The sequence below is a fragment of the Stenotrophomonas sp. AGC87 genome, assembly GCF_057333975.1.
In genome coordinates, this window is record NZ_JBHFHW010000029.1 from 359,896 (window position 1) to 386,608 (window position 26,713).

Consider the following 26,713-nt stretch of genomic DNA (forward strand, 5'->3'; position numbering starts at 1 on the left):
CGTGGGCCCCGCCTCACCAGCACCCACACCCCGCCGCTTCGCGGCCGCCCCCTGACTCAGGGGGCTGTCATCTCGATAGACTTTTTCGTTGCGTCGCTGCACTCCTCCGCAACATGGCCCCCACCATGACGACCCTCCTGATTGCCGATGATCATCCGCTGTTCCGCGAAGCCCTTCGTGGGGCCGTGCAACGCGTCATCCCCGGCGTGCAGCTGTACGAAGCGGACAGCGTGGAAGCGCTGTACCAACTGGCCGACCAGCACACCGACGCCGACCTGGTCCTGATGGACCTCAACATGCCCGGCGCACAGGGCTTCAACGCGCTCGTGCATATGCGCGCCCTGCACCCGCAGCTGCCGGTGGTGGTGGTATCCGCCCGTGAGGAGCCGACGGTAATGCGCCGCGCGCTCGACCATGGTGCGTTCGGCTTCATCCCCAAATCCGCCGATTCGGACACGATCGGCCATGCGCTGGGCACCATCCTGGATGGCGAGACCTGGGCACCGCCGGAAGCGCACAACGTGCCCCAGACCGGGCGCGAGGAACGCGAAATCGGCCAGCGCCTGCGCGAGCTGACCCCGCAGCAGTTCCGGGTATTGCAGATGCTCGGCGCCGGCCGCCTCAACAAGCAGATCGCCTACGACCTCAACGTCTCCGAAGCGACGATCAAGGCCCACGTCACCGCGATCCTGCGCAAGCTCGGCGTCACCAACCGCACCCAGGCGGTGCTGATGGCCGGCAAGCTGGCCATCGATGACGAGCAGATCGTGCTGCCGCCGGAAGAAGAGTGACGGTGGTTGCCAACTGCGGCGCGCCTTGTGGGCGCCTAAAACGCGACGATGACGAGATCAGCTCTGGTGGGCTGACGGGTGCCGATCGTAGAGTGGGCGATATCGCCCACCAACCACCGCGATGAACCAATCTCCTCACGGCAACAAACCTGGTTGCTTTCTTCATCCCAAGGAACGGGACGCCATCCGCGTCCTTATCTCGTTCATTCGCGACGGCTGCCCAGACGGCCCCTTACCTGACGGATTCCCAATCAATCAGATCGAGGACTTCAGGCGCGTCGCTCTGGAGTACTTCTCCGATCCTCCCGACCCCATCCATCACTTTCGTATCGATGTGCCCAGTGACGACTTTGTTCGTACGCAGGCTGCGGTTTACTGGCGTCCTTCAGGCATGCAGATCGAGTTGGCTCTCACGACCGATGGCGAAAGCAGCGATCTGACGGCTGTCTTCGATATGGACCGCCAGAGCACTACGTTTGCAGGCCCGAAACTGTACGACCTGCATGTGCTTTAGCATGCTGAGGTCCATTCAACGAACAGCAACGCACCGCAGATGAACGACTGGAAACTCATCGACAGCGATTCCGTCGAGATTGGGTGGCTTCGTCATTGTCGGCCTGGCCGCTACGGCACGTTTGAAGGTGAGTTCGAGCCTTGCGTCGGATATGGGAAGTACGAAGCATGCTTCACTGCATTGGAGCGGGCGGCGAACGAGATGCGGCTGTCGGAGATTGATCAGATCGAGGGCCACATTGCCAGCCTCGGCCTCCATGTCCAGCCCATCGGAGGCCGCAGCAAGTCGCAAACGGTAGTTGATCTGCAAATCATGGAGGGACACTGCAGTTTTAGATTGCTTCGTTCGCAGTCGGATAGCGATACGTCTGCCGATCCACACCGTCAGCCGCTGTCTGCCAAGCCGCCGCTGAGTGACTGACTGCAGAACGGTGGACCCGGATCATGAGTCGCTGACGCTATGCCGGAACGAACAGCATCCACGCATGGCGTGGATCTACACGCGCCGGCGTTATAGCCGGAGCTATGAATTCCAGCGTTACCTGCGCAATTCGCGGTAAACGTTCCACGCCGCACACCCGGTGCTAAGCTTCGCGTCCCCTTGGGGAGTAGCCGGATTCCTGCTGAAGGAATCGCCCGTATCAACATACTCGGCCAGTGCGCCGTGGTGCGGGCAACCATCTTGGTTGGCGAGACCAGCGGTCCGCGTGCGCAACGACAGGTTGGGCGCGTCCGCGGTCCGTTGCTCGCTCTCGCCCGACCTGTCGCGTACCCCAATGTCCCCCATTTCGATCCTGCTGATCGGCTTTGCCATGTCCACCGATGCCTTCGCTGCTGCCATCGGCAAGGGCGCAGCCATGCGCAAGCCACGCTTTTCCGACGCCTTGCGCGCCGGCCTGATTTTCGGTGTCATCGAAGGCATCACGCCGGTGATCGGCTGGCTGCTCGGCCGCGCTGCACTGGCGTATGTGGAGGCCTTCGATCACTGGATCGCGTTCGGCCTGCTCGGTGCGCTGGGCGTGCACATGATCATCAACGGCTTGCGTCCCGATGACGGCGCCGAGGACGAAGACACCAGCAAGCACCATGGCTTCTGGCGCCTGGCGATGACCGGCTTCGCCACCAGCATCGATGCGATGGCGGTCGGCATCGGCCTGGCTTTCCTCGACGTGCATATTGGTGTGATGGCGCTGATCATCGGCCTGTGCACGCTCACCATGGTGACCGCCGGCATCATGCTCGGCCGCGTGCTGGGCGGCATGGTCGGCAAGCGCGCCGAGATCATCGGCGGTCTGATCCTGATCATCATCGGCTCCACCATCCTGTACGAACACCTCAGCGGCGCCGTGGCCTGACCGGCGGTCATGCCGGCCCCGCGGCTAAAGATCGCCGCGGGTGTCGTGGAAGGCGGCCAGGAAGGCGCGCAGCGAGGCCGGCTTGATTGGTTTGGTCAACAACCGGTAGCCGCGGTCACGTGCCATCCGCTTGAGCTCATCGCGCCCATCGGCGGTGAGCAGCGCGCCGGGAATCGCACGCCCGGCCTTCTGGCCCAGCGCCACCAGCGTGTCCAGCCCGTCCAGGCGGTCGTGCAGGTGGTAGTCCACCAACATCACGTCCGGCCGTTCGACCACTTTCTCCAGTGCCTGGTCGACGGTGCTGGCGGTGATCACCTGCACCTGCCAACGGCCCAGCAGCGCCCGCATGCCATCCAGGATTTCCTGGTCGTTATCCACGCACAGCACGCGCATGCCGGCCAGTGAATCGGCGCGGGTGACCGGGCTCGGTGCCGGCAGTGCTTCTGCGGTCGGCAAGGCGGGGGCCGCCACGAGGGGCAGCAGGATCGAGAACATGCTGCCGCTGCCGACCCGGCTGCGGGCGTTGAGGCGGTGATCGAGCAGGCGCGAGATACGCTGGCAGATCGACAGGCCCAGCCCCAGGCCCTGCTCGCCCCAGTCGAACGGCTGCTGGTAGCGATGGAACTCATCGAAAATCTGTTGCATGTGGTGTTCGGGAATGCCCGGGCCGGTATCCCATACCTGCAGTTCCACCTCCGGCCCGCGATGACGCACGGCCAGCACGATGCGGCCCTGGCGCGTGTAGCGCAGCGCATTGGCCAGGAAGTTCTGCAGCACGCGGCGCAGCAGGCGGCGATCGCTGCGTACCCAGGCCGGCCGCGCGAACAGATCCATGCGCAACCCACGGCCGGCCGCGACGGGCGAGTACTGCGCCGCCAGCTCGCGCATCAGCAGGCTGACATCGAAATCGCCGATCACCGGATGCAGGCCACCGGCATCCAGACGGGAGACATCCAGCAGGCCATCCAGCAGTTCCTCGGCTGCACGCAACGAGGCATCCACGCGCTCGGCCAGATGCCGTTGCTCTTCGTTGTTGTGGTGACTCTCACGCAGCGCTGAAGCGAACAGACGGGCAGCATTGAGCGGCTGCAGCACGTCATGGCTGATCGCGGCCAGGAAGCGCGTCTTGGACTGCTGGGCCACCTCGGCTTCATGCGAGCGCTCGGCCACGCGCTGCTCCAGCGTTTCGTTGGCTTCCAGCAGCGCGCGCTCGGCGTGCTTGTAGTCGGTGATGTCGTTGTAACTGGTGACGTAGCCACCGCCGGGCAGCGCCTGCCCGCGCATCTCGATCACCTTGCCGTCGCTGCGGGTGCGCTCGAAGATGTGCGGCGAGCCGGCACGCATGTAGCCGATGCGGCGGTTGATCTGCAGCTCGATGTCACCCTCGCCGAGCTCACCGCGCTCGGCGTTGTAGCGGATCAGGTCGGCCACCGGCCGGCCCACGTAGAGCATCCCGTCGGGGTACCCGAACATCTGCTGGTAGCGGCGGTTCCAGGCGGTCAGGCGCATGTCCGGATCAACCACGCTGACCCCCGCGCTGATGTTCTCCAGGGTGGTGGAGAGAATCTCGCGGTTGAAGCGCAGTTCCTGGCCTGCCTCGTCGAGCACCGCCACCACTTCGCCCAGGTCCATGCCCGAACCGCGCAGCAGGCTGGTCAGCAGCAGGCGGGCCGACGCCGCGCCGATCGAGGCCGCCAGCAGGCGCTCGGTGAACTGCACCCAGGCACGGTCCGCCGGCGCGGACGCCTGCAGCTCGCGGTCCATGGACTGCGCCTGCTCGAAGAACGATCGCCGGGCATGACGGTCGCCCACCACGCGCGAGGCCAGCGCCAACAGGTCACCGACATGCACGTTGCCCGGCCACGCACCGGCCACCGACGGGCGCTGCGCGTAGGGGTCCAGGAACGGCGCCGCACGCAGGCGTTCATCCACGCCAGGACGCCAGCGCACCGAAACCAGCACCATCGCCGCGACATTGACCAGCAGCGACCAGAATGTGCCGTGGGTCAGCGGGTCCCAGCCGCTCATGCCGAACAGGTGCTGCGGCTGCAGCCAGCCGATCCCGAACGGGCCCTGCACCAGCCAGGCCGACGACATCCAGCCGGCCTGGGTCAGCGCCGGCAACAGCAGCGTATATACCCAGGTGCCGAAGCCGAGCAGCATGCCGACTTCCACGCCGCGGCGGCTGGCGCCACGCCAATACAACCCACCGATCAGCCCGGGCGCGAACTGCGCCACCGCCGCGAACGCCATCAACCCGTACGAGGCCAGCGTGCTGTCGTTGCTGCTGCCGCGGTAGTAGCTGTAGGCCATCAGGGCCAACACCAGGATCGCGGTGCGGCGGATCCACAGCACCCGCGAGGCGACATCTGCCGCCTCCTGGTGATCGCCACTGCGGCGCAGCAGCACCGGCATGACCAGGTCGTTGCTGACCATGGTGGCCAAGGCGATGGAGGCCACGATGACCATGCCGGTCGCGGCCGAGAAGCCGCCCACATACGCCACCAGCGCGAGGAATTTGTAACCCTCGGCCAGCGGCAGGGCCAGCACCATGCTGTCGTCGGCAACGCTGCCGCCGGTGCCGAACAGGGTCACGCCGGCGGTGGCGATCGGGATCACCATCGCCGAGATGATCACCAGGTAGGCCCCGAACATCCAGCGCGCGCGGCGGATATCACGCACATCGCCACACTCGACCACCGCCACATGGAACTGGCGCGGCAGGCAGATGATGGCCAGGAAACTCAGCAGCGTCTGGGAAATGAAACCGACCGGTGGCAAGCCGGTGAACAGCGTATGCGCCGACTCGATCACCGCATCGGTGCGGTCGTTGAGCCACAGGTAGGCGAACAGGCCCAGCGCGACCATCGCGATCAGCTTGATCATCGATTCCAGCGCGATCGCCAGCATCATGCCGTGGTGGTGCTCGGTGGCATCCACCTGGCGCGTCCCGAACAGCGTGGCGAACAGCGCCATCAGCAACGCCACGTACAGCGCGGGATCGGTGAAGAAGCCGGTGGGGCCGACGTTGCCGGTCAGCACCTGCAGGCTCATCGCGACGGCTTTGTACTGCAGGGCCAGGTACGGCACGATGCCGATCAGCGCGATCACCGCCACCAGTGCGGCCAGGCGGCGCGAGCGGCCGAACCGCGAGGAGATGAAATCGGCGATGGAGACCACGTTCTGGCTGCGTGCGATCAGCGCCAGGCGCTCGATGATCCGCCAGCCGAACACCCACAGCAGCAGGGGCCCCAGGTAGATCGGCAGGTAGCCGATGCCATTGCGCACCGCCGTGCCGACCGCACCGTAGAACGTCCATGACGAGCAGTACACGGCCAGTGCCAGGCTGTAGACCACCGGGCGCAGCCACGGGCGATCCGGGTACATCGGGCGACGGTCGCCCCACCACGCCACGCCGAACAGCAGCGCGGCATAGGCCACCGAGACCAGCAGCAGGATCCAGCTAGAAACCACAGGGTTGTTTCCGCGAGAGCAGCCCGCAGTGTAGCGGCTGGGCCACGCCCGTCGTGGTGCTCATGCCGTGGCCCGCTGGCGGGCAGGAAGCCGGATTCCGATCCGGGTCCCTGCCCCGGGTTTGCTGTCCACGTCGACCTCGCCGCCCGCCGCGCGGACCAGGCTGGCAGTCACCGCCAACCCGAGCCCGGTGCCCTCACCCATCGGCTTGGTGGTGAAGAACGGTTCCAGGCAGTGGGCGCGGACCTCCGCACTCATGCCCTGGCCGGTATCGCTGGCCCGGATCAACAACTCACCACTGGCGGGCAGGTCGATCAAGGTCAGATCGAACCGGCCGCCCTCGGGCATGGCCTGCTCGGCATTCACCGCCAGGCTGAGCAGGATGGACTCCAGCTGCGCGGGATCGAAGTGGATCTGCCCGGTGGCACCGTCGGTGGCGACGCGGCACTGCACGCTGTCGCCGAACACCTGCTGGAGCATCGGCTCCATGGCCATGACCGTGCCGGCCGCATCCAGCAGTTGGGGGCGCCCCGGGTCCAACCGGCTGAAATCCAGCAGCCGCCGGCTGACGGTGGCGGCACGGCGGGTCGCCGACTGTGCGCCTTGCAGGGCCTCCTGCAGCGCTTCTTCACCGGTACTGCGGCGGGCCTTGGCGACATATCCCTGGATCAGCGCCAGCACGTGATTGAAGTCATGCGCGATGCCACTGGCCAGACGCCCGACGTTCTCCATCTTCATCGCGTGCACCAGCTGCTCGCGCGAGCGCTCTTTCTCCTGGATCTCCAACTGCAGTTCATCGCGCTTGCCGGCCAGCTCGGCGCTGCGCTGCCGTGCCACCTGCAGGCTCTCGCGCAGCCCGGTCACGCTGTGGTGCAACAGCCAGGCCCCCAGCCACGTTCCGAACACAGCTATCGCCAGATCGTTCACCGCAAGCAGGACCCGGTCCGGACGGAACATCAGGCTGGAGGCATCCACCCACGCCCCCGCCACCATCAAGCCGCTCAACCAGGCGGTGGCCCACCCCAGCGGCCGCCGCCCCAGTACGGCGGAGACCAGCAGCACCGGCACTATCACCACCAGCTGCAGCCGCGATTGTGCCGCCAGCCCCCAGTACGTGTACGCCAGGGTCGCCAGCAGCAACTCGCCGATCACGAACACGGCGGCTGCCCGCAGCGTGCGACCTGCGTGGTGCTCCAGCAGGCAAACCAGGCACAGCAAGGCGTGAAGGCCGGCGATCAGCGGCACCATCACATCCAGGCCGATGCCCATGCGCAGCGCTATCCAGACGGCCATGCACAGGTGGAACAGACCCACCATGTGCAGCAGCCCGCGCAGCATGGCATCGGTACGGCGCCCCAGCGAGGGGGGTACGCCGGCGACGGGCACGTCGCGGGGAGAGGAAGGCGGAATGGGCATGTGTGGCAGAATACAGGCCGAAAGCGACAGCGGCCGGCCCCGAGGGGTCATCCAAATGCGTTGCCGCCTGCCTGCACTCGACCGGGAAGTCGTTGCTCCTATGCGTACGTTGTCGCTTGTCCGTCGCGGACTGTCCGCGCTTGTCTGCCTGTTCGCATTGGCCCCGTCCGCTGCGATGGCGCAGCGTTCCGCCGACACCGTGCCGCTGACCGCGCAGGTCGAACAGTGTCATGCCTTGTTGACCAGTGAGCCACGCCTGTCGCTGAGCATGGCGCGCAGCCTGCTGGCCACTCCCTCGCTGCCCACCTCGATCGAGATCGGTGCGCTGGGCTGCCTGGGTGTCGCGCTGCGCTCGCAGGGCCAGCTCGACCAGACCATCGATCTGCCGGACAGGCTGGAGGCCGCCGCTGCGCGCGCCGATGCGGGCAAGGAAGACAGGCTGCGGGCGCACTCCATGGCCGCACACCTGCTGCTCTGGCGCGGCGAGCACAGCCAGGCCCTGACGCTGACCAACGCCTTCCTTGAAGACGCGGTGCGCGAGCGTGACGTGCAGGGCCAGATCGCCGCGCTGATGCAGATCGCCATGATCCGCGGCGATGCCATGGGCGATGCGCAAGGGGCGCTGACGTATCTGCAGAAAGCCACGGTACTCAGCCAGCACATGCGCCGGCCGCCCAATCCGGGCGATCTCATCCTGTATTACAACTATGGCTACGCACTGCTGCGGATGCAGCGGCATGAGGAAGCCAACACGGCCTTCAGCCGGGCCGAGGCGATCGGCACGCGGCTGGGCGGACAGGAGTTGTTCCTGTACCGCATCGCCAGCCATCGCGCTGAAATCCAGCGTCTGCGCGGCCAGGTGGCCGAGGCCGAGGCCCGGTTCCGCAGCGTGCTCAGCTGGCAGGCACGGCAGGATCCCCAGGGCCACATCGTGACACTGCAGCGGCTCGCCCGGCTGACCATCGACCAGCACGGCGCCGAAGCGGCTCGTCCGCTGGCCGAGCAGGCCCAGATGCAGGCCGAACGCGGCCACTTCAACGATGAGATCCGCGAGGGCATGGACCTGCTTGGCGACATCCACACCCTGCTGGGCCACCGCGAACAGGCCCTGGGCTATGCGCGCCAGGCACGGGCGATCGACAGCGCGCGCAGCAAGGGGGACATCCTCAACCAGTTGGCCAAGCTGCAGGCCACTGCCGAGCGCAGCATCGATCCGGCCGAGGTCAATGCGGTGCAGGATCTGGACCGCGTCCGTGTGCTTCGCAACGGCGCGCTGATCGCCCTGCTGGTGGTCGTCACGGTTGCCATGGTGCTCCTGCTGCGCATGCGGCGGCAGCGGCAGCGCTTGGCGCTGCTGAGCAGTACCGACTGGGTAACCGGTACGGTCAACCGCCGTGAAGCCGAGCGGCTGCTCAGCGTGGAGTTGGCCAAGGCCAGAGGTGGGCAGCGCAGCGTGGTGATGCTGCTGGAACTGGACGCGTTCAAGGCGCTGAACGAGCACTATGGCCAGGCAGCGGGGGATGCCGTGCTGCGTGCGGTGACCCGATGCCTGCGCCAGCACAGCGACCGCCATGATCGGATCGCCCGCTGGGCGGGCGGCACTTTCCTCGTGGTGCGTCACGATACCGCCGCAGCAGCGGCCCAGGCGCTGGCCAATCGCCTGCGCGCGGCGATCGAACGGCTGGTGGTGGATATCGGCCCGGGCCAGCACCTGACACTCACCGCCAGTATCGGGGTGGCCCCCCTGCCGCTGTTCCCCGGTGCACCGGCCACGCTGGAGGACAGCCTGCGCGCGGCCGATCGCGCGCTGCAGAGTGCCCGCCGCAGTGGCCACAATGCCTGGGCCATGCTCTGGGGCGAAGATCCTGGCCGTGATGTGGATCTGTACAGCCTGCTGCACGACCCCGCGCGGGCGATGGCCTGCGGTTGGGTGTCATTGGCCGGAAGCCGGCCGATGGCCTGGCTTCCGCCACGCCGGGAGCCTGCACGTGCCGCAGTGGATCAGGACGTGCAGACCGGCTGCGGACAGCGCTGATCGCGCAGGCGGATCAGCGCGTCACCTCGAACCGCACCTCGACCCGCCGGTTCGGCAACAGGCATTCCAGCAGCGCCGCACGCGGGCGCACGCCATCGCACTGCTGCACCTGCTGGGTATCGCCCTTGTACTCATAGCGGATGCGGTCCGGATCGATACCCCGCCCGATCAGCAGCTCGCGCACGGTACGGGCACGTCGCTCGGACAACGCCTGGTTGGCATCGAAGCCGCGTCCCTGCATGCGGTCGGCATGACCCACCAGGGTCACACCGTCCAGCTGCAGGGACTCATCGGCGATGCTGGCCAGCGCGCGGTCCACGCTTTCCAGTGAGTAGGTGCGGATGTCGCGGTACGCATCACGGTCGAACTCGAACAGCACATTGGCCACCAAGGGCCCCGGCGCAGCGACGATGGCCGGGTCGACATCGCACTGGCGGGCCAGCGCCTCGGCGTCATTGACCAGTTCCTCGGCGATCTGGATATACGGCTTGGAATGGCGCCACTGCTGCTGGTTGAATTCGTTGCCGGCGTGCACCAGCTCGACCTCGCCACAGGCGACCTGCTGCTGCGCGCACACGAAGCCCGGCGCACCGTGCAGGACCCGCAGGCGCTGCCACAGGTCATCGCGCAGGTACTTGGCATTGTTCACCAGCGGCGTATCGGTGGGCAGCGGCGAGACGCCCTGCTCCATGCCGATGATCAGCTTCTCCGATTCGGTGAGCGCCTGCTGCGGGAACGCGCTGCGATCATTGCGGCTGTACTCGTGGAAGGACACATCCAGCCAGCACTGCGCCTTGGACAGGTGATAGTCGCGGATCGGGCGCCCGCCGTCATTGAGCGCCTGGATGCGGCCCTGGGTGGCCTCATAGGTGCCATGGTCGGCATGGATCGCCTCGTCGGTGATGCGCTGCTGCTGCGGCAACAACTGCGCCTGCTGCGCGCCGGCGGGCCCGGCCACGGCAGCCAGAAGGGCTGCGGCGAGCAGCGACGGAGCAATACGGTCAATCGGGGAAAGGGTCGTCATCAGGGCATCCTCAGCGTGCCGGGTCGCGGTAGCGGACGGGGTCCGGCCGGAAAAGGTCTTCATCGAACTTGAAGCGCAGGCGCAGGAACACGCCCTGCTGGGTGTACTCGTAACCGTTGAGGTCACGATCGCCGGCGAAACCGCTCCAGTTGTAGCCGGCCGACAGCCACAGGTTCTGCCGCAGCAGGCGGCCGACTTCCATGCCGTAGGCGTACTGGTTGGCACCGCTCTGCCCACGGAAGGTGGAGCCAAGCACGCCGATGTCCCAGTTCTCGGTGATGTCGTACACCACGCGGCCGGAGAACAGCATCGCGCGGAAGCGACTGTTGACCCGTGCACTATCGGTGTAGGCGAACTGGTCCTGCTGCCACTTGCCGGCCACGCGGCCGGTGAACCACCACGGTCGCGACGGATGCCAGTCGGCATGCGCCGAGACGATATGCGCGCGGGTGCGTACGTCCTGGCTGCTGCCATCGGCGGTATTGCCGTCGGACAGGGTCAGGCCGCTTTCATCGCGCTCCAGCTTGTACTCGTAGCGGGCCAGCGCGTTGATCCGGTTGCGGTCGGTATCGCGGTACGCCACGCCGAGCTGGAATCGATCCTGCAGCACATCGCCGCGGGCGTCGTAGCGGGTGCTGAGCAGATAGTTGCGCGCCAGCAGCGTCCAGTCACGGCTGAGCTTGCGGGCGAGCATGAACTGCAGCAGCGTGGTGTTGAACGCCTCGTTGGTCTCGGTATCAGGCACATCCTCGGAGATGCGGTGCTCGGCACGGATCGCACCGCGCCACAGCGGGTTGGCGCTGTAGTCCAGCGCCAGCGCCAGGCCGGTGCTGTCGCCGGTGCTGCCGTCGATCACCTTGACGTGCTCGGCCGAGCTGGCCAGGCGCAGGCCTTCGCGGATGTCCCAGTTGTTGCGGATACCCGAAGCGGCCTGCACATCGCGGCCGCTGATCGAATCGCGCAGGCGGTACTCGCTGAAGGTCTGGGTATCGCGTAGGTAACTGCTGTCGATACCGAACACCAGCGCATCGGCTTCGCGGTCGGTGGTGGTGATGCCGTAGGCGCTGGTCAGGCCGGTCTGCTTCTCATAGCGGCCATACACGCGGCTGCGTTCGAACACCTGGTAATCCAGGCCGGCCGCCAGGCGCTTGCGGTCCTCGCCGCTCACGCTGTGCTCCACTTCCGCACCGGCACTGAGGCGATCGCTCAGGCGATAGCCCAGCCCGAACCGGGCACTATCCGATTCCAGCTCAGTGCCGACCGGCAGGTCGCTGGTAATCGGGCTGCCACTGCTGCTGCCGTTGATGACCATCAGGCCGGTCAGCGGATCCAGCGCCTGTTGGCCGTAGCCCAGTGCGCCGCCACCGGAACCGGTCGCAAACCCACCGGTGAGACCGCCAGCATTGCCGAACGGCACCCCGGACGACCACGGCGAGGTCACGCCGATGGTCTCGCGGATGCTGCGCACGCCCAGGTCCACGGTCAGCCGTTCGGTAGCGCCGATGCGTACACCGGCACCGCCGGCATCGCGCTTGCCGCCATCGGGGTTGCGATCCTCGCTGCGCAGGCCTTCCACATACAGCTCCAGCCGCGGGCCCACCCGGTACGCCAACCGCGCGTTGTACTCGCCACGGCCACCGTACAGCGGTGCCGCCGGGTTGTTGAAGGCCGGATCGGTACGTGCGGCGAACACGCGGGCGTCGAGCTTGTCGGCGCTGTGCGCGAACTCCACCCGCCAGGCGTCGCCCTCGACCTCCCCGGTGATGTCCTTCAGGCCCTGCGAGGTGATCTGGTTGATAGAGTTGGTATTGACCTCGCTGCGGGTGCGCGCGAACTCGGCGACCAGCAGCGTGTTGGCGCCGAACCGGTAGCTCGCGTTCGCGCTACCCATCTTGAACTCGGCATAGGGATTGCGGTCATCGACCGCCGCCGCGCCGACCTCGAGCTGCTCGGTGAGTTTGACCTGCGCATCGGCGCCGACCACCCAGAACTTCTCGGTGCCCTGGTCCAGCTCATAGGTGATGCGCAGCGACACCGGATTGAGATCGCTGTCGAACGCCGGCAGGAACTGATTGAGCAGGATCCGGCCGGAGAACGGCTCGAAGCTGTAATCGACCAACCGCGCCAGCGAGCGCACCGAGGTGATGCGGGTGGGCTGGTTGCGATCGCGCACGATCACCTCCACCCGCTCGCTGCCTTCCAGCACGGCGTTGTTGCGCAGCGCATACGGGCCACTGCCCTGGCTGCGGAACTCCTCGATCACCTGGCGCAGCGAATCCTGCATCGCAAACACGTTGCTGCGTACGCGCTCGCTTTCGAAGTGCCAGCCCAGGCCAGTGGCGGTGCGGTTGTAAGTGCCCAGGCTGCGCTGCGGGATCGCGCCACTGCCGCCGATACCGGTCGCGGTGGCCAGCGTGTCGCCGGTCTGGAAGTCGCCGTACAGCAGGTAGCTGCGCTGATTGTCGATGCGCACATACAGGCGCTCGGCCGAGCGCGCATCGAAGCCGCGCAGCGAGGAATCCCCGTAGACCGGGTAGAACTCTTCCGGCTGGATGTCGCGCAGCAGGCGGCCCCGGGTGTCCTTGTCCGAATCGTAGGCAGCGGTGAGCAGGTACTCGCCCTTGATCCGCCCCTTCACGAAGAACGCGGTTCGCGCGGCGGCGTTGGCCTTGCCGTTGTTGAACTGGCGCTCCCAACGGCGGATGTCGCGGTCGAAGGCATCGTGATGCTCCACCGGCGAGATCAGGCCGGCGTTGCTGCGCCGGCGGAAGTTGACCACGCCTTCGATCAGACCGGTAGCCAGCAGCTCACGCATCTCCGGCAGGAAGCCGATCGTGCCCTGCGCCGTCTCTGCGCCGGCAGTGATGCGCAGCACCACATCCTGCGGCTCATGCGGGGCAAGCAGATCGAATTCGGCCACGCCATCGACCACCTGCAGCTGGATGCCCGGAGTGACCTTGTCGGCGTCCAGCGCACCCGGACCGAGTTCATCGGTGCGCGAGCCGGGCAGGCGGATGCGGCCACCGCTGGTCTCGATCGTGGCGTAGGTGGTGCCGGTCAGCGCACGACCGGCGGCGTCCAGCAACTGCACACGCACATGCACGGCGCTCTGGCCGTCGGCCGGTACGCCATCACGGTCCAGTTCGACCAGGATCCGATCGAGCGTGCCTGGCACCGCGCTGTCCAGCGCGCGCGGGGCAGCATCGGTACTGGCCGGGCTGCGCGGGTACAAGCTGCTGGCATCGCCGAGCACCGGCGTGAAGCGGCCGGGGCTGCCCACGCTCTGGGCCATGGCGGGCACGGCCGCCAGGGCGCAGGCGAGCAGGCTCAGGCGCGGCAGGCGGGACAACGTCGCGACGCGGCTCATGGCTGGCCCTCCGTCGAAGCGCCGGCAGCGGGCGGATGGGCTCTGGGTTGCACGATCGGTCTCTGGTTGGCCGAGTCGGTCGCCTGTTGCGGCGCCCGCGCGGGTTTGCTGTCGAAACGCAGCGGCGGCTGCCCGGTCTCGGTCTCCGGCGCACGCACCTCACCCTGGGTACGGCGGGCCTTGACCTGCTCCAGCACCGGGTTGGCACAGCTGCCTTCGATGAAGTCGGCACGGTGCAGCTCACCGTTCTTGAGATCCAGGAACAGGCTGTCGGCATCGCCCAGGTTGCGGTTGCTGCTGGTGGTCAGGCGCGCGCCGAGCGGCAACGTGCTGGCATCCACCTTCAGCGTGTGGCTCTGCGGCGGCAGGCCGCAGTAGCTGTACTTGCCTTCCGAGTCGCTGATCACCCAGGTGCCGTCGGAGAAGTACAGGCGCACGCCGGGGATGCCCAACTCTTCGCGGTCCTGCACGTGGTTGTTGTTGCAGTCCACGAATACCTTGCCGAGCACGCAGGCCTGGGCGGTGAACACACCGCCGGTGACGCGCACGCGGTATTCGGCGCGGTTAGACGGCAATGCGCCCGGCAACGGGGTAAGGCTGCCGGTGTCGATGCAGCCACCGCTGAAGGCACACCCGAACGCCTGCGCGCGGTTGATGCCATCGCCCTGCTGCGCGCCCACGCCCACCCGCACCCGGTAGGTCAGCACGATCTGCCCACCGACCGTGATCGGGCCGACATCAAAGCCCAGCAACGGACCCGGCTTGCCCGATGGATCGGTCACGGCGCGGCCATCGGCACGCGCGGTGCCGTCGATGTAGGTGAAGCCACGCGGCAGGCGATCGATCACGTTGACCGTGCGCAGCGCGCTGCCCGCGGTCTGGCGGATGGTGATCGTGTACTGCACGGTGTCGCCGATCTCGGCGGTCTGGCGGTCACCGTTCTTGCTGATGGCCAGGCCGGTCGCTACCGCAGTGTCCAGCGGCAGGTGGTTGTTGACGATGGCCGCGGTGTCCGAGCCGGCGAACAGGCCGAGGTAGTACTGCGTCGCCATGCCGACCGCACCGGTCGGTGCCAGTCGATTCGGCTGCACCTCGTGGTTGGCACCGGCGCTGCCGGCGGGCGACAGCGAGCCGCCCTGCGGTGGGATCAACGACGAGACGAACTGATAGCTGCCCGGCGGCGTCACAGTGAGCTGGAATTCGCAGCGGGCCGGCGCAGCCGGGCCGAAGGCGAACTGGTAGAAGCCCTCGCTGCCGACCGTCATCGAGATCGCGCTGCCTTCCAGGCGATAGCCGCCGCTGCCGGCATTGAGCACCGAGGTGCGCGGGTCGTAGCCGGCACACATGCCGACCGGGCTCAGCGTCACGATCGAGCCCGGCACCGGGTCGCGGGTGGTGGCGTCGTAGACCACGCCCGACGGATCCACTGGCAGGCTCTGCTGCGGCAGGTGCTGGCCCGGGCGGAGCACGACTTCCAGCTGGCTGACGCCGTTCTCGTTGATCCGGCAGGCGCTGACCCCGGCGCGCGCGATGGCGGCCGGTGCGTCGCAGGCTTCCTGGATCCCGGCCACGGTTTCGCGGGTGACCGGGTTCGGCCACAGGATGTTGGAGGTCGGATCACGGAAGCGGATGTTCCAGGTCACGCCCGGCACCACGTCGCCGAAGCGGTAGCTGCCGTCGGCACCGGTCGTGGTGGTCTTCACCACCTGGCCGCTGGCCGGGTCGACCAGTTCGACGATCCACGATGGCAGGCGCTTGTCGCCGCCGTCCAGCAGCTGGTCATCGCTGCCGATGTCGTACCACACCGTACCGCCGACCGAGGCGGCCAGCTGGACGGCATTGGGCACGCGGCAGGCGTTGAACTGGATCGTCTCCACGCACTCGGGCAGCTGGGTCACATCGCCTTCGAACGCGCCGCGCTCGGCCGGGGTCGGTGCGCGGAATTCATTTTCGCCACCGCCTTCGACCAGCACCGCATTGTTCACGGTGCCCGCTTCCGCGGCCGCCGTACCGACCAGCGCCTGCACCTCGATCGTGTCCACCGAGGTGGCACCGGCGGCCAGCACCTGCTGGCTGCGGCAATCGAAGCGGGTGTCGCCCACCGCGCCGGTGCAGACCCAACCGGTCCCGCTCGGCGCCGCTGCCAGGGTCAGCCCCTGCGGCAGACGGTCGTGCACCATGTATTCGCCGCGCGACGGCTGCTGCCCACCATTGCGCACTTGAATGGTGTACGTAGCGATGTTGTTGACGGTGAAGCGTGCGCTGCCCGCGGTCTTGCTGACCAGCATGTCCGGCGAATCGCCGATCTCACCGAAATTGTTGTCGAGCGAGTCGCCACCCAGCGGCAACACGATCTGGCTGATCGCCGAGGGCACGGTGTCGCGGCCGGTGGCCACGCCGGTGACGATGCCGTCCACGGCGCCAGCACTGGTGATGCCGTTGAGGGTCTGCGGCGGCTGGGTCGGCTCGGTCACCGTATAGGTGCCCGGACGCAGCTCGTCGAAGCGATAGCGGCCTTCGGCATCGGTGGTAAGCGTGATCGAGACCGCCTGGCCCAGATCATCGGTGCCGGTCAGCACCACGGTGACGTTGGCGATGCCGCCCTCACCTGCGTCGACCACGCCGTTATCGTTACTGTCGTTGTAGACGCGGCCGGCGATGCTGCCGGTCGGGATCTCACCGAAGTTGTTGTTCACCGACTGCTGGTTCACGCCCAGCACCAGGCCGGTGATCTTCGACGGCGCGGTGCCTGGCGCGGTCACGCTGCCACCGGTGCTGCCGGCCACGGTACGGCCGTCACGGGTGCCCGCCGGCTGGTCCGGCTCGGTCACCGTGTAGGTACCTGGCGGCAGGTCGCTGAAGCTGTAGTTGCCGTCGGCGTCGGTCACGGTGTCGCGGCTGACCGGATTGCCCACCAGATCGGTGCCGGTCAGGGTGATGGTGACGTTGGCCAGGCCGGTTTCGCCGGGGTCGACCACGCCATCGTTGTTACGGTCGATCCAGACCTTGCCGCTGATGCCGCTGTTGAGCGGGATCTCACCGAACAGGTTGTCCACCGAGGCACTGCCCGGGGTGGACAGATCGATCGTGCTGATGCGGCTGGGCACGGTGGTCACCGGCGTGGCGGTGCCACGGCTGACGCCGTCGACGGTGCCGGCGGTGGTGATGCCGTTGCTGGTGCCGGTCGGCTGCTGCGGTTCGGTCAGGGTGTACGTGCCCGGGCGCAGATCGGCGAAGGCGAAACGGCCATCGGCGTCGGTCTGCACGCTGCGCGTGACGCTGGCGCCGGTGTCGTCGGTGCCGGTCAGCTCGATGGTGACGCCTTCGATGCCGGTTTCGGCGGCGCCGCTCTGCGCACCATTGTTGTCGGCGTCGAAGAACACGGTGCCGGACACGGCGACGGCCAGCACTTCACCGAAGTTGTTGCTGATCGAGGCCTTGCCGGCCGGCAGCACGATCGCATTGATCGCACTGGGCACGCTCGCCACCGCAGTGGCCGTGCCGACGGTCGTGCCGTCGATGGTGCCGGCGGCCGTAATGCCATTGATCGTGGCAACGCCGTTGAACACCGGCTGCGCGGCCTGCTGGGTCACCGTATAGGTACCCGCCAGCAGGTTGTCGAAGCGATACCGCCCGTCGGCATCGGTGACGATCGCCGCGACCGGCTGGCCCAGCGCATCCACGGTGCCGCCCGGCAGCTGCACCTGCACGTTGGGCAGGCCCGGTTCGCCGGCGTCCTGCACGCCGTTGTTGTTGCGGTCCAGGTAGACCGTGCCGGAGAGTGCAGCAGCACGCTCGCCGAAGTCATTGCCGGTGGAACCGGCCGCGGGCAGGTTGGTGATCGTGATCAGGTTGCCCGGGGTTTCGCGTCCCTCGGCCAAGCCGGTCGGCTGGGTCTCGGTGATGCGGTAGTCCTGGCCGGCCACGGCGCCGGGATAGCTGTAATGGCCATCGGCATTGGTCACCAGGGTTTCGGTGGTGTCGTCGGCGGTGCCGAACACACCGTCCGGGCCCGCACCGACGATGGTCACCTGCACGCCGGGGATGCCGACGTCGCCGGCGTTGTTGTCGCCGTCATCGTTGCGGTCCAGGTAGACCGTGCCGCTGATCGGGGCGTTGGCCAGCTCACCGAACAGGTAGCCGGTAGCGTCCTGTCCAGCGTTGATGGCGATGCCGGAGATCACGTTGGGCACGGCGGTGCTGCCCGGCATGGCGGCGTTGCCGGCGGTGTGCTTGCCGTCCAGGTACGTGGCCGGCTGGGTTTCCGTCAGCGTGTAGCCGGTGCCCGCCTGGGCCGGCAGCAGATCGCTGAAGCGGTAGGCACCATCGGCGTCGGTGGTCGCGGTCAGGGTGACCGGATTGCCGAGCACATCGGTACCAGTGAGCGTCACGATCACGTTGGCGATCGGGTTCTCGCCGCTATCGCGGAGGCCGTTGTTGTTGCCGGCGGCCACGTTGGAGAAATCTTCGTAGACCGAGCCGGCAATCGAGCCGAGCTTCTCACCAAAGTCATTGCCGCTGGAACCGGTCAACGGCAGCGCGGTGATGTCGATCTGGTTGCTCGGGTTCTCGGCCGCATCGGCGTAGCCCTGCGGCTGCGTTTCCGTGATGCGGTAGTGCTGCCCCACGACCAGGTTGTCGAAGGTGTAACGGCCCTGTGCATCGGTCTGCACGGTGATCGGCGGCAGATCGTCGGCGGTGCCATAGAGGCCGTCCGGGCCTGCGCCGGTCAGAGTGATGGTGACGTCCAGCAGGCCACCATTGGGCTGCGAGCCGCGGCCGCCGGCGTCACCGCCGTCGAAGTCGCCATTGCCGTTGCGGTCCAGATAGACATGGCCGGAAATGGACGTGATCGCGTCTTCGCCGAAGTTGAACGCGGTACCGTCGTCGCCACTGGACAGCTCGATGCCGGCAATGCGATCCGTCGTGGGCGCATCGCCGCTCGCGCCGGTAGCGACCGTGCAGCTCGCGCAGGCGATCCCACCGATCAGGCCGGGATTGATCGCGCTGGGGCGATTGCGATAGCTGCCATCGGGCAGCACTTCGCGCAGCGTATAGACCTGCAGCGGGTCCAGCCCGATGAAGCTGTAGCTGCCGTCATTGCCGGTGGTGCGGGTGTCCAGCACGGTGCCGGAAGCATCGAGCAGCTCGATGGTGGCGTTGGCGATCGGCGCATCACCGGCATCGCGCACATTGCTGTAGTTGCTGTCCACGTAGACGACGCCGGACAACGACGGGCGACGCACTTCGGGGAAGTTGTAGCGCACGGCATCCACGCCCGCGCCCAACGCGATCGTGGTGTAGACCGAGTCGGCGCTGGTGACCGGGGTTACCGCGGCGAATACGCCACCGGCCGACGGCGCCTGCGCGCCCGTTGACGGCGGCGCAACCGGACCGTTGACGTAGGCGGCCGGCTGGCTCTGGGTCAGGGTGTAACCGGCGGTACCGGCCGGGGCCAGGTTCTCGAAGCGGTAGGCGCCCTGCGCGTCGGTGGTGGCATCCAGCGAAACAACATTGCCGTACGCGTCTTCACCACTGAGATGCACGGTGACGCCGGAGATCAGCGGCTCGCCACTCTGCAGCGTGCCACCGTTGGCACCGTCGCGGTCGCGGTCCTGGAATACCACGCCGGCCAGCGAAGAACGCACCACGGTGTGCGTGGTGGTGTCCTCGTTGTTGTCCGGCTCCGGATCGAGCTGGTCACTGGTGGCCTTGGCGGTATTGATGCCGGCGCCATTGGCCGGCAGGGTGGTCCAGCGCGCGGGGATCAGCACCCGCACGCGCCCGTCCAAGGCCAGATCGCCCATGCGGCAGGTGACGGTGCGGCCCACCAGCAGGCAGTTGCCGAGGCCGGTGGTCTGCACGCCGCTGTCGTTGGTGCTGCCAAGCTTCTGCCAGGTGATCGCGGTGGCCCCACCGAGGACTTCCAGCCCTTCGGGCAGGGTATCGGTGACGACCACGCCATCGCCGTTGAGCGGGTTGGTACCGCTGCGATCGCGCGAGAGGCTGTGCCCGGGGCCGTGGTTGATCACGTCCAGCACGAACCAGAACGGCTGGCGCAGGCTGACCGTGCCTGCCGCGGCCGGCAAAGCCTGGCTGGGGTCGGCGCTCGGGGCCAGCACCACGCTGGACTTCGTCATGTCCAGATCCGCGCGGGTGCGGATGCTGGTTTCCTGGGTCGCGGTGTTGTTGCTGGTGTCGCTCTCTGCCTCAGAGGAACGCGCGGTCACCGAGTTCTTCAGCGTCTCGCCAGTGGCCGGCGGCGCGGTCATGTACTGGTAGACCAGATACAGATAGCTGGTCTGGTTGGCGATGATGACGCCTTGGTCGGCCGTGGGGACACCGGCGCTGGGCATGGTGCAGGAAATGGTCTGCGGCCCGGTGCTGGGATTGGTGCTGCCAGCAGCCACCGAGCAGCGGGAGCCGACCGGCTCCAGAGCACCCTGCGGACCGGCGATGTTGCCGGTTCTGCTGCCGACCAGGCTCACGCTGGCGCCGGGCGGCGGGCTGATGGTGTCATCGATCATCGTATGCGTGGCCAGCGAGGGCCCCGCGTTGCGCACGCTGATCTGGTAGTAGATGTAGTTGTTGGTTTCCATCCCGGTGCGGGAGTCGAAGCCCAGCGGGTCCACCGCGCCGATGAAGTTCTGGTCGATCTTGTTGACGATCAGATCCACGCGACCGGCATCGAAGGGCAAGGTGGCGTCCTTGGTGTCGTCGTCGGTGCGGCTGTTGTAATCGTAGGTACGGCCATTGGCATCGGTGCCGCTGGACGGATCCGGCGTCCCATCGCCATTGAGGTCGAAATGGAAGCCACCGGTGTTGGTGAACTGGCGTCCGGTATTGCCACTGTTGACGTTCGGGCGGATCTCCACCGTCATCGTTTCAGTGGAGTTGTTGGCCATGTCCTTGGGCGTGCAGGTCAGGCGCAGCGTGGCCGGTGCGCCACCGGTGTTGAACCAGGAGGTGCCGCCGGGCGCCGGTGCGGAGCTGATCGACGGGTCGGTCGTGGTGACCTTGCACGCCTTGACCGCTGCGTCCGAACCGGTGCGCAGGGCGGAAAGCAGCACGAAGCCGGCATCGTTGGCAGGCAGCGTGAACAGGTCGCTGAAGACCACACCGCGTGCCGTCGACGGCCCCATGTTCTGGTAGGTGATGCGATAGGTCGTGTTGACGCCGGCGCGCCCGGGGGTACCAGAGGTGATGTCCTTGCGGGTGGTGGCGACGTTGGCCACCGCATCGATCTGGACCCAGTCCGAGGCGGTGTTGTTGGTCTGGTCGATCTCGCCGAGCGCGCCGGGGATGGCCGGATTGATACGGACACCGGCCGTATTGCAGAAGCGACCCGGCAGCAGCGGCTGACCGCCGCAGACGCCGGCGGGCTGACCCTGGCTGTCGAACAGACCACGGTTGACGGTGAAGCGCACGGTCGCGGTCTCGTTGCGGTCCAGCACGTTGGTGCCCGCATCGCACACCCACGCACTGCCATTGAGGCGGCAGTTCCAGCCCGCCGGCGTAGTGTTCGCGGTCACCGTGGTCACCCCGGTGACGAAGCCCGGGATCGGATCGTTCACCACCACGCCGGTGGTGGCTGCGCCGCCGTTGTGGATGTTCAGCGTGTAGGTCACCGACGCATCACTGTTGCGGATGATGTTGTCGGTATCGCCCGGCCCATTGGTCAGCTTGGTGATCGACAGGTCGGCACGGTCGTCGGTGGCACGGCTCTGGCCACCGGCACAGTCATTGGTGTCGTTCGGGTCGCGATTGATGCCGCCGCCGGTAATCGGCTCAACCGAGCCGCCGCTGCCACCGGTGCAGGCGTCGTTGCGAAGCGCCCCGGCGGTGCGCGCCAGGGTCTGCAGCGCCAGTGCGGGCGCGTTGGCATTGACGGCCACCGGATAGCCGGTGACCAGGGTGCAGGTCACCGTCTGCGCCTGGCCGACGGCCCACGCACGATTGGCGCTGCAGCTCCAGGGCCCGATCACCACCGAGGTGCCGGGCAGGATCGGCTGCCCGTTGGCATCCACCCACTGCTCGCCCACGGCGAGCGTGTCCACCACCTGCAGGTCGCCCGTGACGGTGCGCGGCCCCAGGTTCTGCACGCCCAGCGTGGAGGTCATCATGCTGTCGCTGCGTACGCCGGTGCCGTTCCACACTGGCACCAGCAAGGGAGACTTGGACTTGCTCATCTGCAGGTCGGCGCCATCGGGAATGATGGTCAGGCCAACCGTGCCACTGTTGTTGCCAGGCACCGGATCCGGCGTGGTTGCGGTGATCTGGGCGGTATTGCTGACCACGCCGCTGCTGTTGGCACCGGTCGAGGGCACCTGCGCGGTGATGGTGATGATCGCCTGCGCGCCCGGCGCGAAGCTGCCGGCCAGGGTGCAGGTGCGCGTGGTCGCGCTGACATTGTTGGTGCAGGTCCAGCCCGCCGGGACATTGCCGCCGGTGATAACGAAACCTTCCGGCATCGCATCGGTGACCACCACCCCGGTGGCCGCACTCGGGCCATCGTTGCGCGCGGTCAGGGTATAGGTAACGACCGACCCCGCGGCCGCCGGGGCCGGCGAGACCGACTTGGACATCGCCAAATCCGCACCGGCCGTGACGGCAGTTGTCACCTGTGCTGAATTGTTGTCCGGCACCGCATCAGGGACGGAACCAGCATTGACCATTGCGGCGTTGACGATGTTGCCAGTGCCGACGTTGACCTTGCCGCGGAACTGATAGCTCGCGCTCGCACCCACGGCCAAGGTGCCGTTATAGGTGCCGTTCTGTGCGCTGAAGCTCCAGTCCGCACCGCTCGGTGCACCGACCAGGGTGACGTTGGGCGGCAGCGTATCCACCACGTGGAAGCCGGTGGTGACGCTGGGGCCGTTGTTCTTGACGGTCAGGGTGTAGGTGATCTCGCCGCCACCGATCACCGGGTCGGGCGTGGCGGACTTGCTCAGCTCCAGATCGGCAGCGGCCTGGATCGTCGTGGTCTGGTTGGAGATGTTGTTGCCGGTATTGGTGTCACCGGCAAAGAAGGGGTCATTGCCCGGCAGCGTCACGATCGGCGTGGTCGCCGGCGGCAGTGCGGCGGCGAAGCCGATCGCCGCATGCAGGGTGATGGTGGCCGGCTGGGTCTGCACGGTGGTGACCGGCAGCTTGAACTGATACGGCGCACCGGAGGCGCTCAGGGTCGGGTTGGTGCACACCACGCGGGTGGCCCCAGCAGTGCCGGGCGAGGCGCTGCAGCCGGCCGGGGCGGGGCTGCCCAGCGCGGTGCCCACCGGCAGATCGATGATCGTGACGCTGCCAGTGGCGTTGTCATTGGCGCCGTTTTCGACCTTGACGTTGTAGATCACCGTGGTGCCCGCCGGTACCGGGTCGTAGCCGGTGTCGGAGAAGTCGGTGATCTGCAGATCGATCGCCAATGCAGACAGTGGCAGGACCAGCAACAGGGTCGCCAGGGCGGCGCGCCACCGGCCCAGGCGGGCAGATGGTGTTGCGCGCTCGAACGGCGTCACCGCCGCGCAGATGGCTGCGCGATCGCTATGGCTGGACATGCGTTGTTCCCCTGTTCCGGTCTCTGCTGCTTTCAGAGGGAACGCACTGCGCTCCCGTGACGTGATGCGACCTGACCGTGCACGACTGTCGTCATTGGCACGCTCAAGCGGGGCGCATTGTGGTGGTGCAGCATCAGCAAGTCAGTGCCGCCCGCTCACGCTGGCTCACACTTGCTCACACGGGGAAACGCCGGCTCAGGCGGTCAGCAGGTAACCTTGGCCACGCAGGGCGCGCATCGGCAGTTCCGCGCCGGTGGCCGCACGCACGCGCGCGCGCAGGCGATGCACCAGCACGTCCAGCCGATGCGGGTCGAAGTCCCAAGGGGTATCGGTGATGCGTTCGATCAGACGCTCGCGGGTGATCGGCTCACCCGCCGCGTCGAACAACAGTTGGAGTGCAGCACGCTCCATGGCGGTCAAGGCGAGCGTGTGCTGCGTGGGCGACTGCAGCGTCCAGCCATCGGCAGAGAGCTGCCAGGCCCGCTGCACCTCCGTGACGGTCTGCACGGCCGGGCGCCCTGCGGACAGGCGACGCCGCAGGCTGAGCAGCCCGGCGGCCAGCACGTCCAGATCCAGCGGTTTCACCAGGTACACATCGGCGCCCTGGGTCAGGCCATGCGCCATGTCGTGCGGACTGCCACGCCCGGTCAGCATCACGATGCCGATATCGGCGGCCTGGCGCAGGTGACTGGCCACCGTATACCCGTCTTCGCCGGGCAGGCCGACATCGAGCACAACGATATCGCATCGATCATGCAACAGCGCGCGATAGAGCGCCTCTGCACTGCCCAGGCCCCGCACCGCGGCACCGCGCCACTGCAGGTCGTCGAGCATCAGGGCCAGCAGTTCCGGGTCGTCCTCAACCACCCAGACGGTCAAACCGTCCAGTTCCTTGTGCGCTGCTGGCAGTTGTGCGCCGCCGCGGTTGTCCTGGTCTGCCGTCACGTGACCGCTGCCTCCCTTCACCGGCCTGCAGTCTAGCTGCCGCCCGGAAACGAGCCAAATGCGACAAAGGTGGGCGCTGTCCTTTACTCGGCGGGGACGCCCATTTCCTTCAGCAGCTCCGGCGCCGGGTAGACCTTGGCCAGCAGCCAGCGCAGGTAGCGCATGTCCACGTGCACGGCGCGCTTGAAGCGCGGGTCGAACCACCAGCTGGCGCTGACCGACTCCCAGTTGCTGTCGAAGTTCAGGCCGATCAGTTCGCCCTTTGCGTTGAGCACCGGCGAACCGGAGTTGCCCCCGGTGGTGTCCAGGTTGGTCAGGAAATTGACCGTCTGGGTCTTCAGCACCGGATCGGCGGTGGAGCCGAAATCACCCTTGGCGATCGCGTCCAGCAGCGGCTTGGGCGCATCGAACGGATAAGCGTTGGTGTTTTTCTCGACGATGCCGGCCACGGTGGTCACCGGGTCGAAATGCACGGCGTCACGCGGCGACAGTGCCTCGACCTTGCCGTAGCTGATGCGCAGCGTACGGTTCGCATCCGGGTAGACCGCGCGGCCCTGCTTGGCACGCCAGGCGAACAGCGCCTGCATGTACGCCGGGCGCAGGCGCAGCTGCTCGCCTTCGCGGGTCTTGCGCTCGTCATCCAGGCGCAATTGCGCGGCGACCAGCGGGCCAGCCAGATCGATCAGCGGATCGCGTGCCAGCGCCTTGCCCTCTTTCGCCGCGGCAAAGCGCGACAGGCGCTCGGCTTCGTCGCCCAGGTGCGTGTTCGCGTACAGCGTATCCAGAGTCTTGGCGAGTGCGGCCGGGGTACGGCCGAAGGCCGCGTCGAACGCGGGCACGCGCTGCGCATCCGGCAGCTGCTGGTAGCGGGTCAGCAGCGTGGTCAGCAGGGCTTTTTCGATGGCCGGATCGTAACGGCGCTGGACCTGCTTGAGCACGCCTTCGATCAAGGCCAGATCGCGCTGCTGGTAGCCCGTGTCACGCTCGGCATCGGGCTTGGCCGATTCGATGCGCAGGCGTTCCAGGGTCAGTGCCGAGCGCAGCAGCTGGCTCTGCGCCGCGAGCAGATCGAGCAGCAGATCGCGCTCGCCCACCGAGGCGCCGCTGGACAGCGAGGTCAGCAGGGACTGGATATCGTCCCGGTACTTCGCGTCGGTGGCCTGCAGCATCGCTGCCTCATCGGCCGCACGCTGCGCCTTGGCATCGCTGCGCAGCAGGCCTTCCAGCTCGCCAGCGGCGCGCTTGCGGTTGTTCTTCAGCGACTGCAGCTGCGAGGCGTAACGGGTGCGTGCCTGCGCGTCCTTCGCACTGGCCGCTTCGATGGTGTCGATCATCTGCTGGAACACCGCCACGCGGCGCGGCAGCACGGCATCGATCTGGCTGGCGAATTCCGCGGCGGTACGATGGCGGTAGGTGATGCCCGGATAGCCGGCCAGCATGGCGTAATCGCCGGTCTTCGGGCCGTCGATCGCCATCTTCAAATGCGCCGGCGGGTGGTACGGCACGTTGTCCACGCTATAAGGGGCGGGCTTGCCGTCCTTGCCCACGTAGGCACGCAGCAGGGTGAAATCGCCGGTGTGGCGCGGCCACATGAAGTTGTCGATCTCATCGCCGTAGTTGCCGATCGCGCGCGGCGGCGCGTAGACCAGGCGCACATCGCTCAGCTCGAGCTGGCGGATGCGATAGAAATCGGTGCCGTAGTACATGTCCGCCACGCTGCAGCGGATGTTGCCTTCCTTCTCGCACTCAGCCACCAGCTGCTTGCTGGCGCGGTCCACGGCATCGAAGTACGCCCGCCCGGTCTTGCCGCGCGCATCGCGCAGCACCTCATCGGTGACCTTGTCGAACCCGACCGTGACCAGCACGCGGAAATCCGGGTTGGCCGCGCGCTCATCGCTGCGGCCCTTGGCGATGAAGCCTTCGTTGATCAGGTTGTGCTCGGGCGAGGTGTTGTACTGGATCACGCCCATGGCCACATGGTGGTTGGTCAGCAGCAGGCCGTCGTCGGAGACGAACGAACCGGTGCCGCCACCGGCCCGCACCACCGCACTCAGCGGCGGCGCGGTGACGTTGGCCAGGTCGCCCGGGTTGCCCTTGAAGCCGGCCGCCTTCAGCGGTTTGGCCAGGTCCGGCAGCTGGGTCGGCATCCACATGCCTTCATCGGCATGGGCGCCGGCGGCGAGGGTCAGGCCAAGCGCCAGCGCGGCGGTGAGGGGTTTGCGTGAAGACATGGGCACATCCG

The 26,713-nt window shown here is 67.3% G+C and carries 12 protein-coding genes; 5 read left to right on the forward strand and 7 right to left on the reverse strand.

Annotation, left to right across the window (positions count from 1 at the left end):
* Window positions 1-125: 125 nt before the first annotated feature.
* The 4 genes from ACE026_RS11620 (at window position 126) to ACE026_RS11635 (ending at window position 2,659) form a co-directional block, all read left to right on the forward strand.
* Window positions 126-791 carry a response regulator transcription factor gene (locus tag ACE026_RS11620; RefSeq protein ID WP_121040978.1) on the forward strand — a complete coding sequence of 222 codons (666 nt, stop codon included), beginning with the start codon at window positions 126-128 and terminating at the stop codon, window positions 789-791.
* 121 nt (window positions 792-912) lie between these two features.
* On the forward strand, window positions 913-1,305 hold the full coding sequence (locus tag ACE026_RS11625) for a hypothetical protein (protein ID WP_486039115.1): 393 nt from the start codon (window positions 913-915) through the stop codon (window positions 1,303-1,305).
* A gap of 39 nt (window positions 1,306-1,344) precedes the next feature.
* Window positions 1,345-1,725 (forward strand): hypothetical protein, encoded by a 381-nt coding sequence (locus tag ACE026_RS11630; protein WP_486039116.1) that lies wholly within the window; start codon window positions 1,345-1,347, stop codon window positions 1,723-1,725.
* A gap of 355 nt (window positions 1,726-2,080) precedes the next feature.
* Entirely contained in the window at window positions 2,081-2,659 is a 579-nt protein-coding gene (locus tag ACE026_RS11635) for a manganese efflux pump MntP (RefSeq protein ID WP_486039117.1), read from the forward strand.
* A 24-nt stretch (window positions 2,660-2,683) separates the two neighbouring features.
* Here the strand turns inward: ACE026_RS11635 and ACE026_RS11640 are convergent, their stop codons facing one another.
* On the reverse strand, window positions 2,684-6,133 hold the full coding sequence (locus tag ACE026_RS11640; protein ID WP_486039118.1) for a hybrid sensor histidine kinase/response regulator: 3,450 nt from the start codon (window positions 6,131-6,133) through the stop codon (window positions 2,684-2,686).
* 60 nt (window positions 6,134-6,193) lie between these two features.
* Window positions 6,194-7,549, reverse strand: a complete 1,356-nt coding sequence (locus ACE026_RS11645; RefSeq protein WP_486039119.1) for a sensor histidine kinase — start codon at window positions 7,547-7,549, stop codon at window positions 6,194-6,196.
* 175 nt (window positions 7,550-7,724) lie between these two features.
* Here ACE026_RS11645 and ACE026_RS11650 point away from each other — a divergent pair, with 175 nt between their 5' ends.
* Entirely contained in the window at window positions 7,725-9,584 is a 1,860-nt protein-coding gene (locus ACE026_RS11650; protein WP_486039120.1) for a GGDEF domain-containing protein, read from the forward strand.
* Between the two features lie 13 nt (window positions 9,585-9,597).
* On the opposite strand, the gene ACE026_RS11655 is transcribed toward ACE026_RS11650, so the two are convergent.
* The 5 genes from ACE026_RS11655 to ACE026_RS11675 form a co-directional block, all read right to left on the reverse strand.
* Window positions 9,598-10,608, reverse strand: a complete 1,011-nt coding sequence (locus ACE026_RS11655; RefSeq protein ID WP_486039121.1) for an OmpA family protein — start codon at window positions 10,606-10,608, stop codon at window positions 9,598-9,600.
* A gap of 10 nt (window positions 10,609-10,618) precedes the next feature.
* Window positions 10,619-13,975 (reverse strand): hypothetical protein, encoded by a 3,357-nt coding sequence (locus tag ACE026_RS11660; protein WP_486039122.1) that lies wholly within the window; start codon window positions 13,973-13,975, stop codon window positions 10,619-10,621.
* Window positions 13,972-23,526 (reverse strand): SdrD B-like domain-containing protein, encoded by a 9,555-nt coding sequence (locus ACE026_RS11665; RefSeq protein WP_486039123.1) that lies wholly within the window; start codon window positions 23,524-23,526, stop codon window positions 13,972-13,974. Before ACE026_RS11665 ends, ACE026_RS11660 begins: the two co-directional genes overlap by 4 nt.
* 195 nt (window positions 23,527-23,721) lie before the next feature.
* Complete coding sequence (locus tag ACE026_RS11670) at window positions 23,722-24,471, reverse strand: response regulator transcription factor (protein ID WP_461769707.1); 750 nt, start codon at window positions 24,469-24,471, stop codon at window positions 23,722-23,724.
* Window positions 24,472-24,554: 83 nt separating this feature from the next.
* A complete protein-coding gene (locus tag ACE026_RS11675; RefSeq protein WP_486039124.1) occupies window positions 24,555-26,702 on the reverse strand; it encodes a S46 family peptidase in 2,148 nt (715 codons plus the stop codon).
* Window positions 26,703-26,713: the final 11 nt, after the last annotated feature.

What these genes read in the sequence shown, in the direction of transcription:
- ACE026_RS11645 (WP_486039119.1), bottom strand. Translation starts at nt 7,549, where the DNA reads ATGCCCATTCCGCCTTCCTCTCCCCGCGACGTGCCCGTCGCCGGCGTA.
- ACE026_RS11625 (WP_486039115.1), top strand. Translation starts at nt 913, where the DNA reads ATGAACCAATCTCCTCACGGCAACAAACCTGGTTGCTTTCTTCATCCC.
- ACE026_RS11655 (WP_486039121.1), bottom strand. Translation starts at nt 10,608, where the DNA reads ATGACGACCCTTTCCCCGATTGACCGTATTGCTCCGTCGCTGCTCGCC.
- ACE026_RS11635 (WP_486039117.1), top strand. Translation starts at nt 2,081, where the DNA reads ATGTCCCCCATTTCGATCCTGCTGATCGGCTTTGCCATGTCCACCGAT.
- ACE026_RS11660 (WP_486039122.1), bottom strand. Translation starts at nt 13,975, where the DNA reads ATGAGCCGCGTCGCGACGTTGTCCCGCCTGCCGCGCCTGAGCCTGCTC.
- ACE026_RS11620 (WP_121040978.1), top strand. Translation starts at nt 126, where the DNA reads ATGACGACCCTCCTGATTGCCGATGATCATCCGCTGTTCCGCGAAGCC.
- ACE026_RS11665 (WP_486039123.1), bottom strand. Translation starts at nt 23,526, where the DNA reads ATGTCCAGCCATAGCGATCGCGCAGCCATCTGCGCGGCGGTGACGCCG.
- ACE026_RS11650 (WP_486039120.1), top strand. Translation starts at nt 7,725, where the DNA reads ATGGCGCAGCGTTCCGCCGACACCGTGCCGCTGACCGCGCAGGTCGAA.
- ACE026_RS11675 (WP_486039124.1), bottom strand. Translation starts at nt 26,702, where the DNA reads ATGTCTTCACGCAAACCCCTCACCGCCGCGCTGGCGCTTGGCCTGACC.
- ACE026_RS11630 (WP_486039116.1), top strand. Translation starts at nt 1,345, where the DNA reads ATGAACGACTGGAAACTCATCGACAGCGATTCCGTCGAGATTGGGTGG.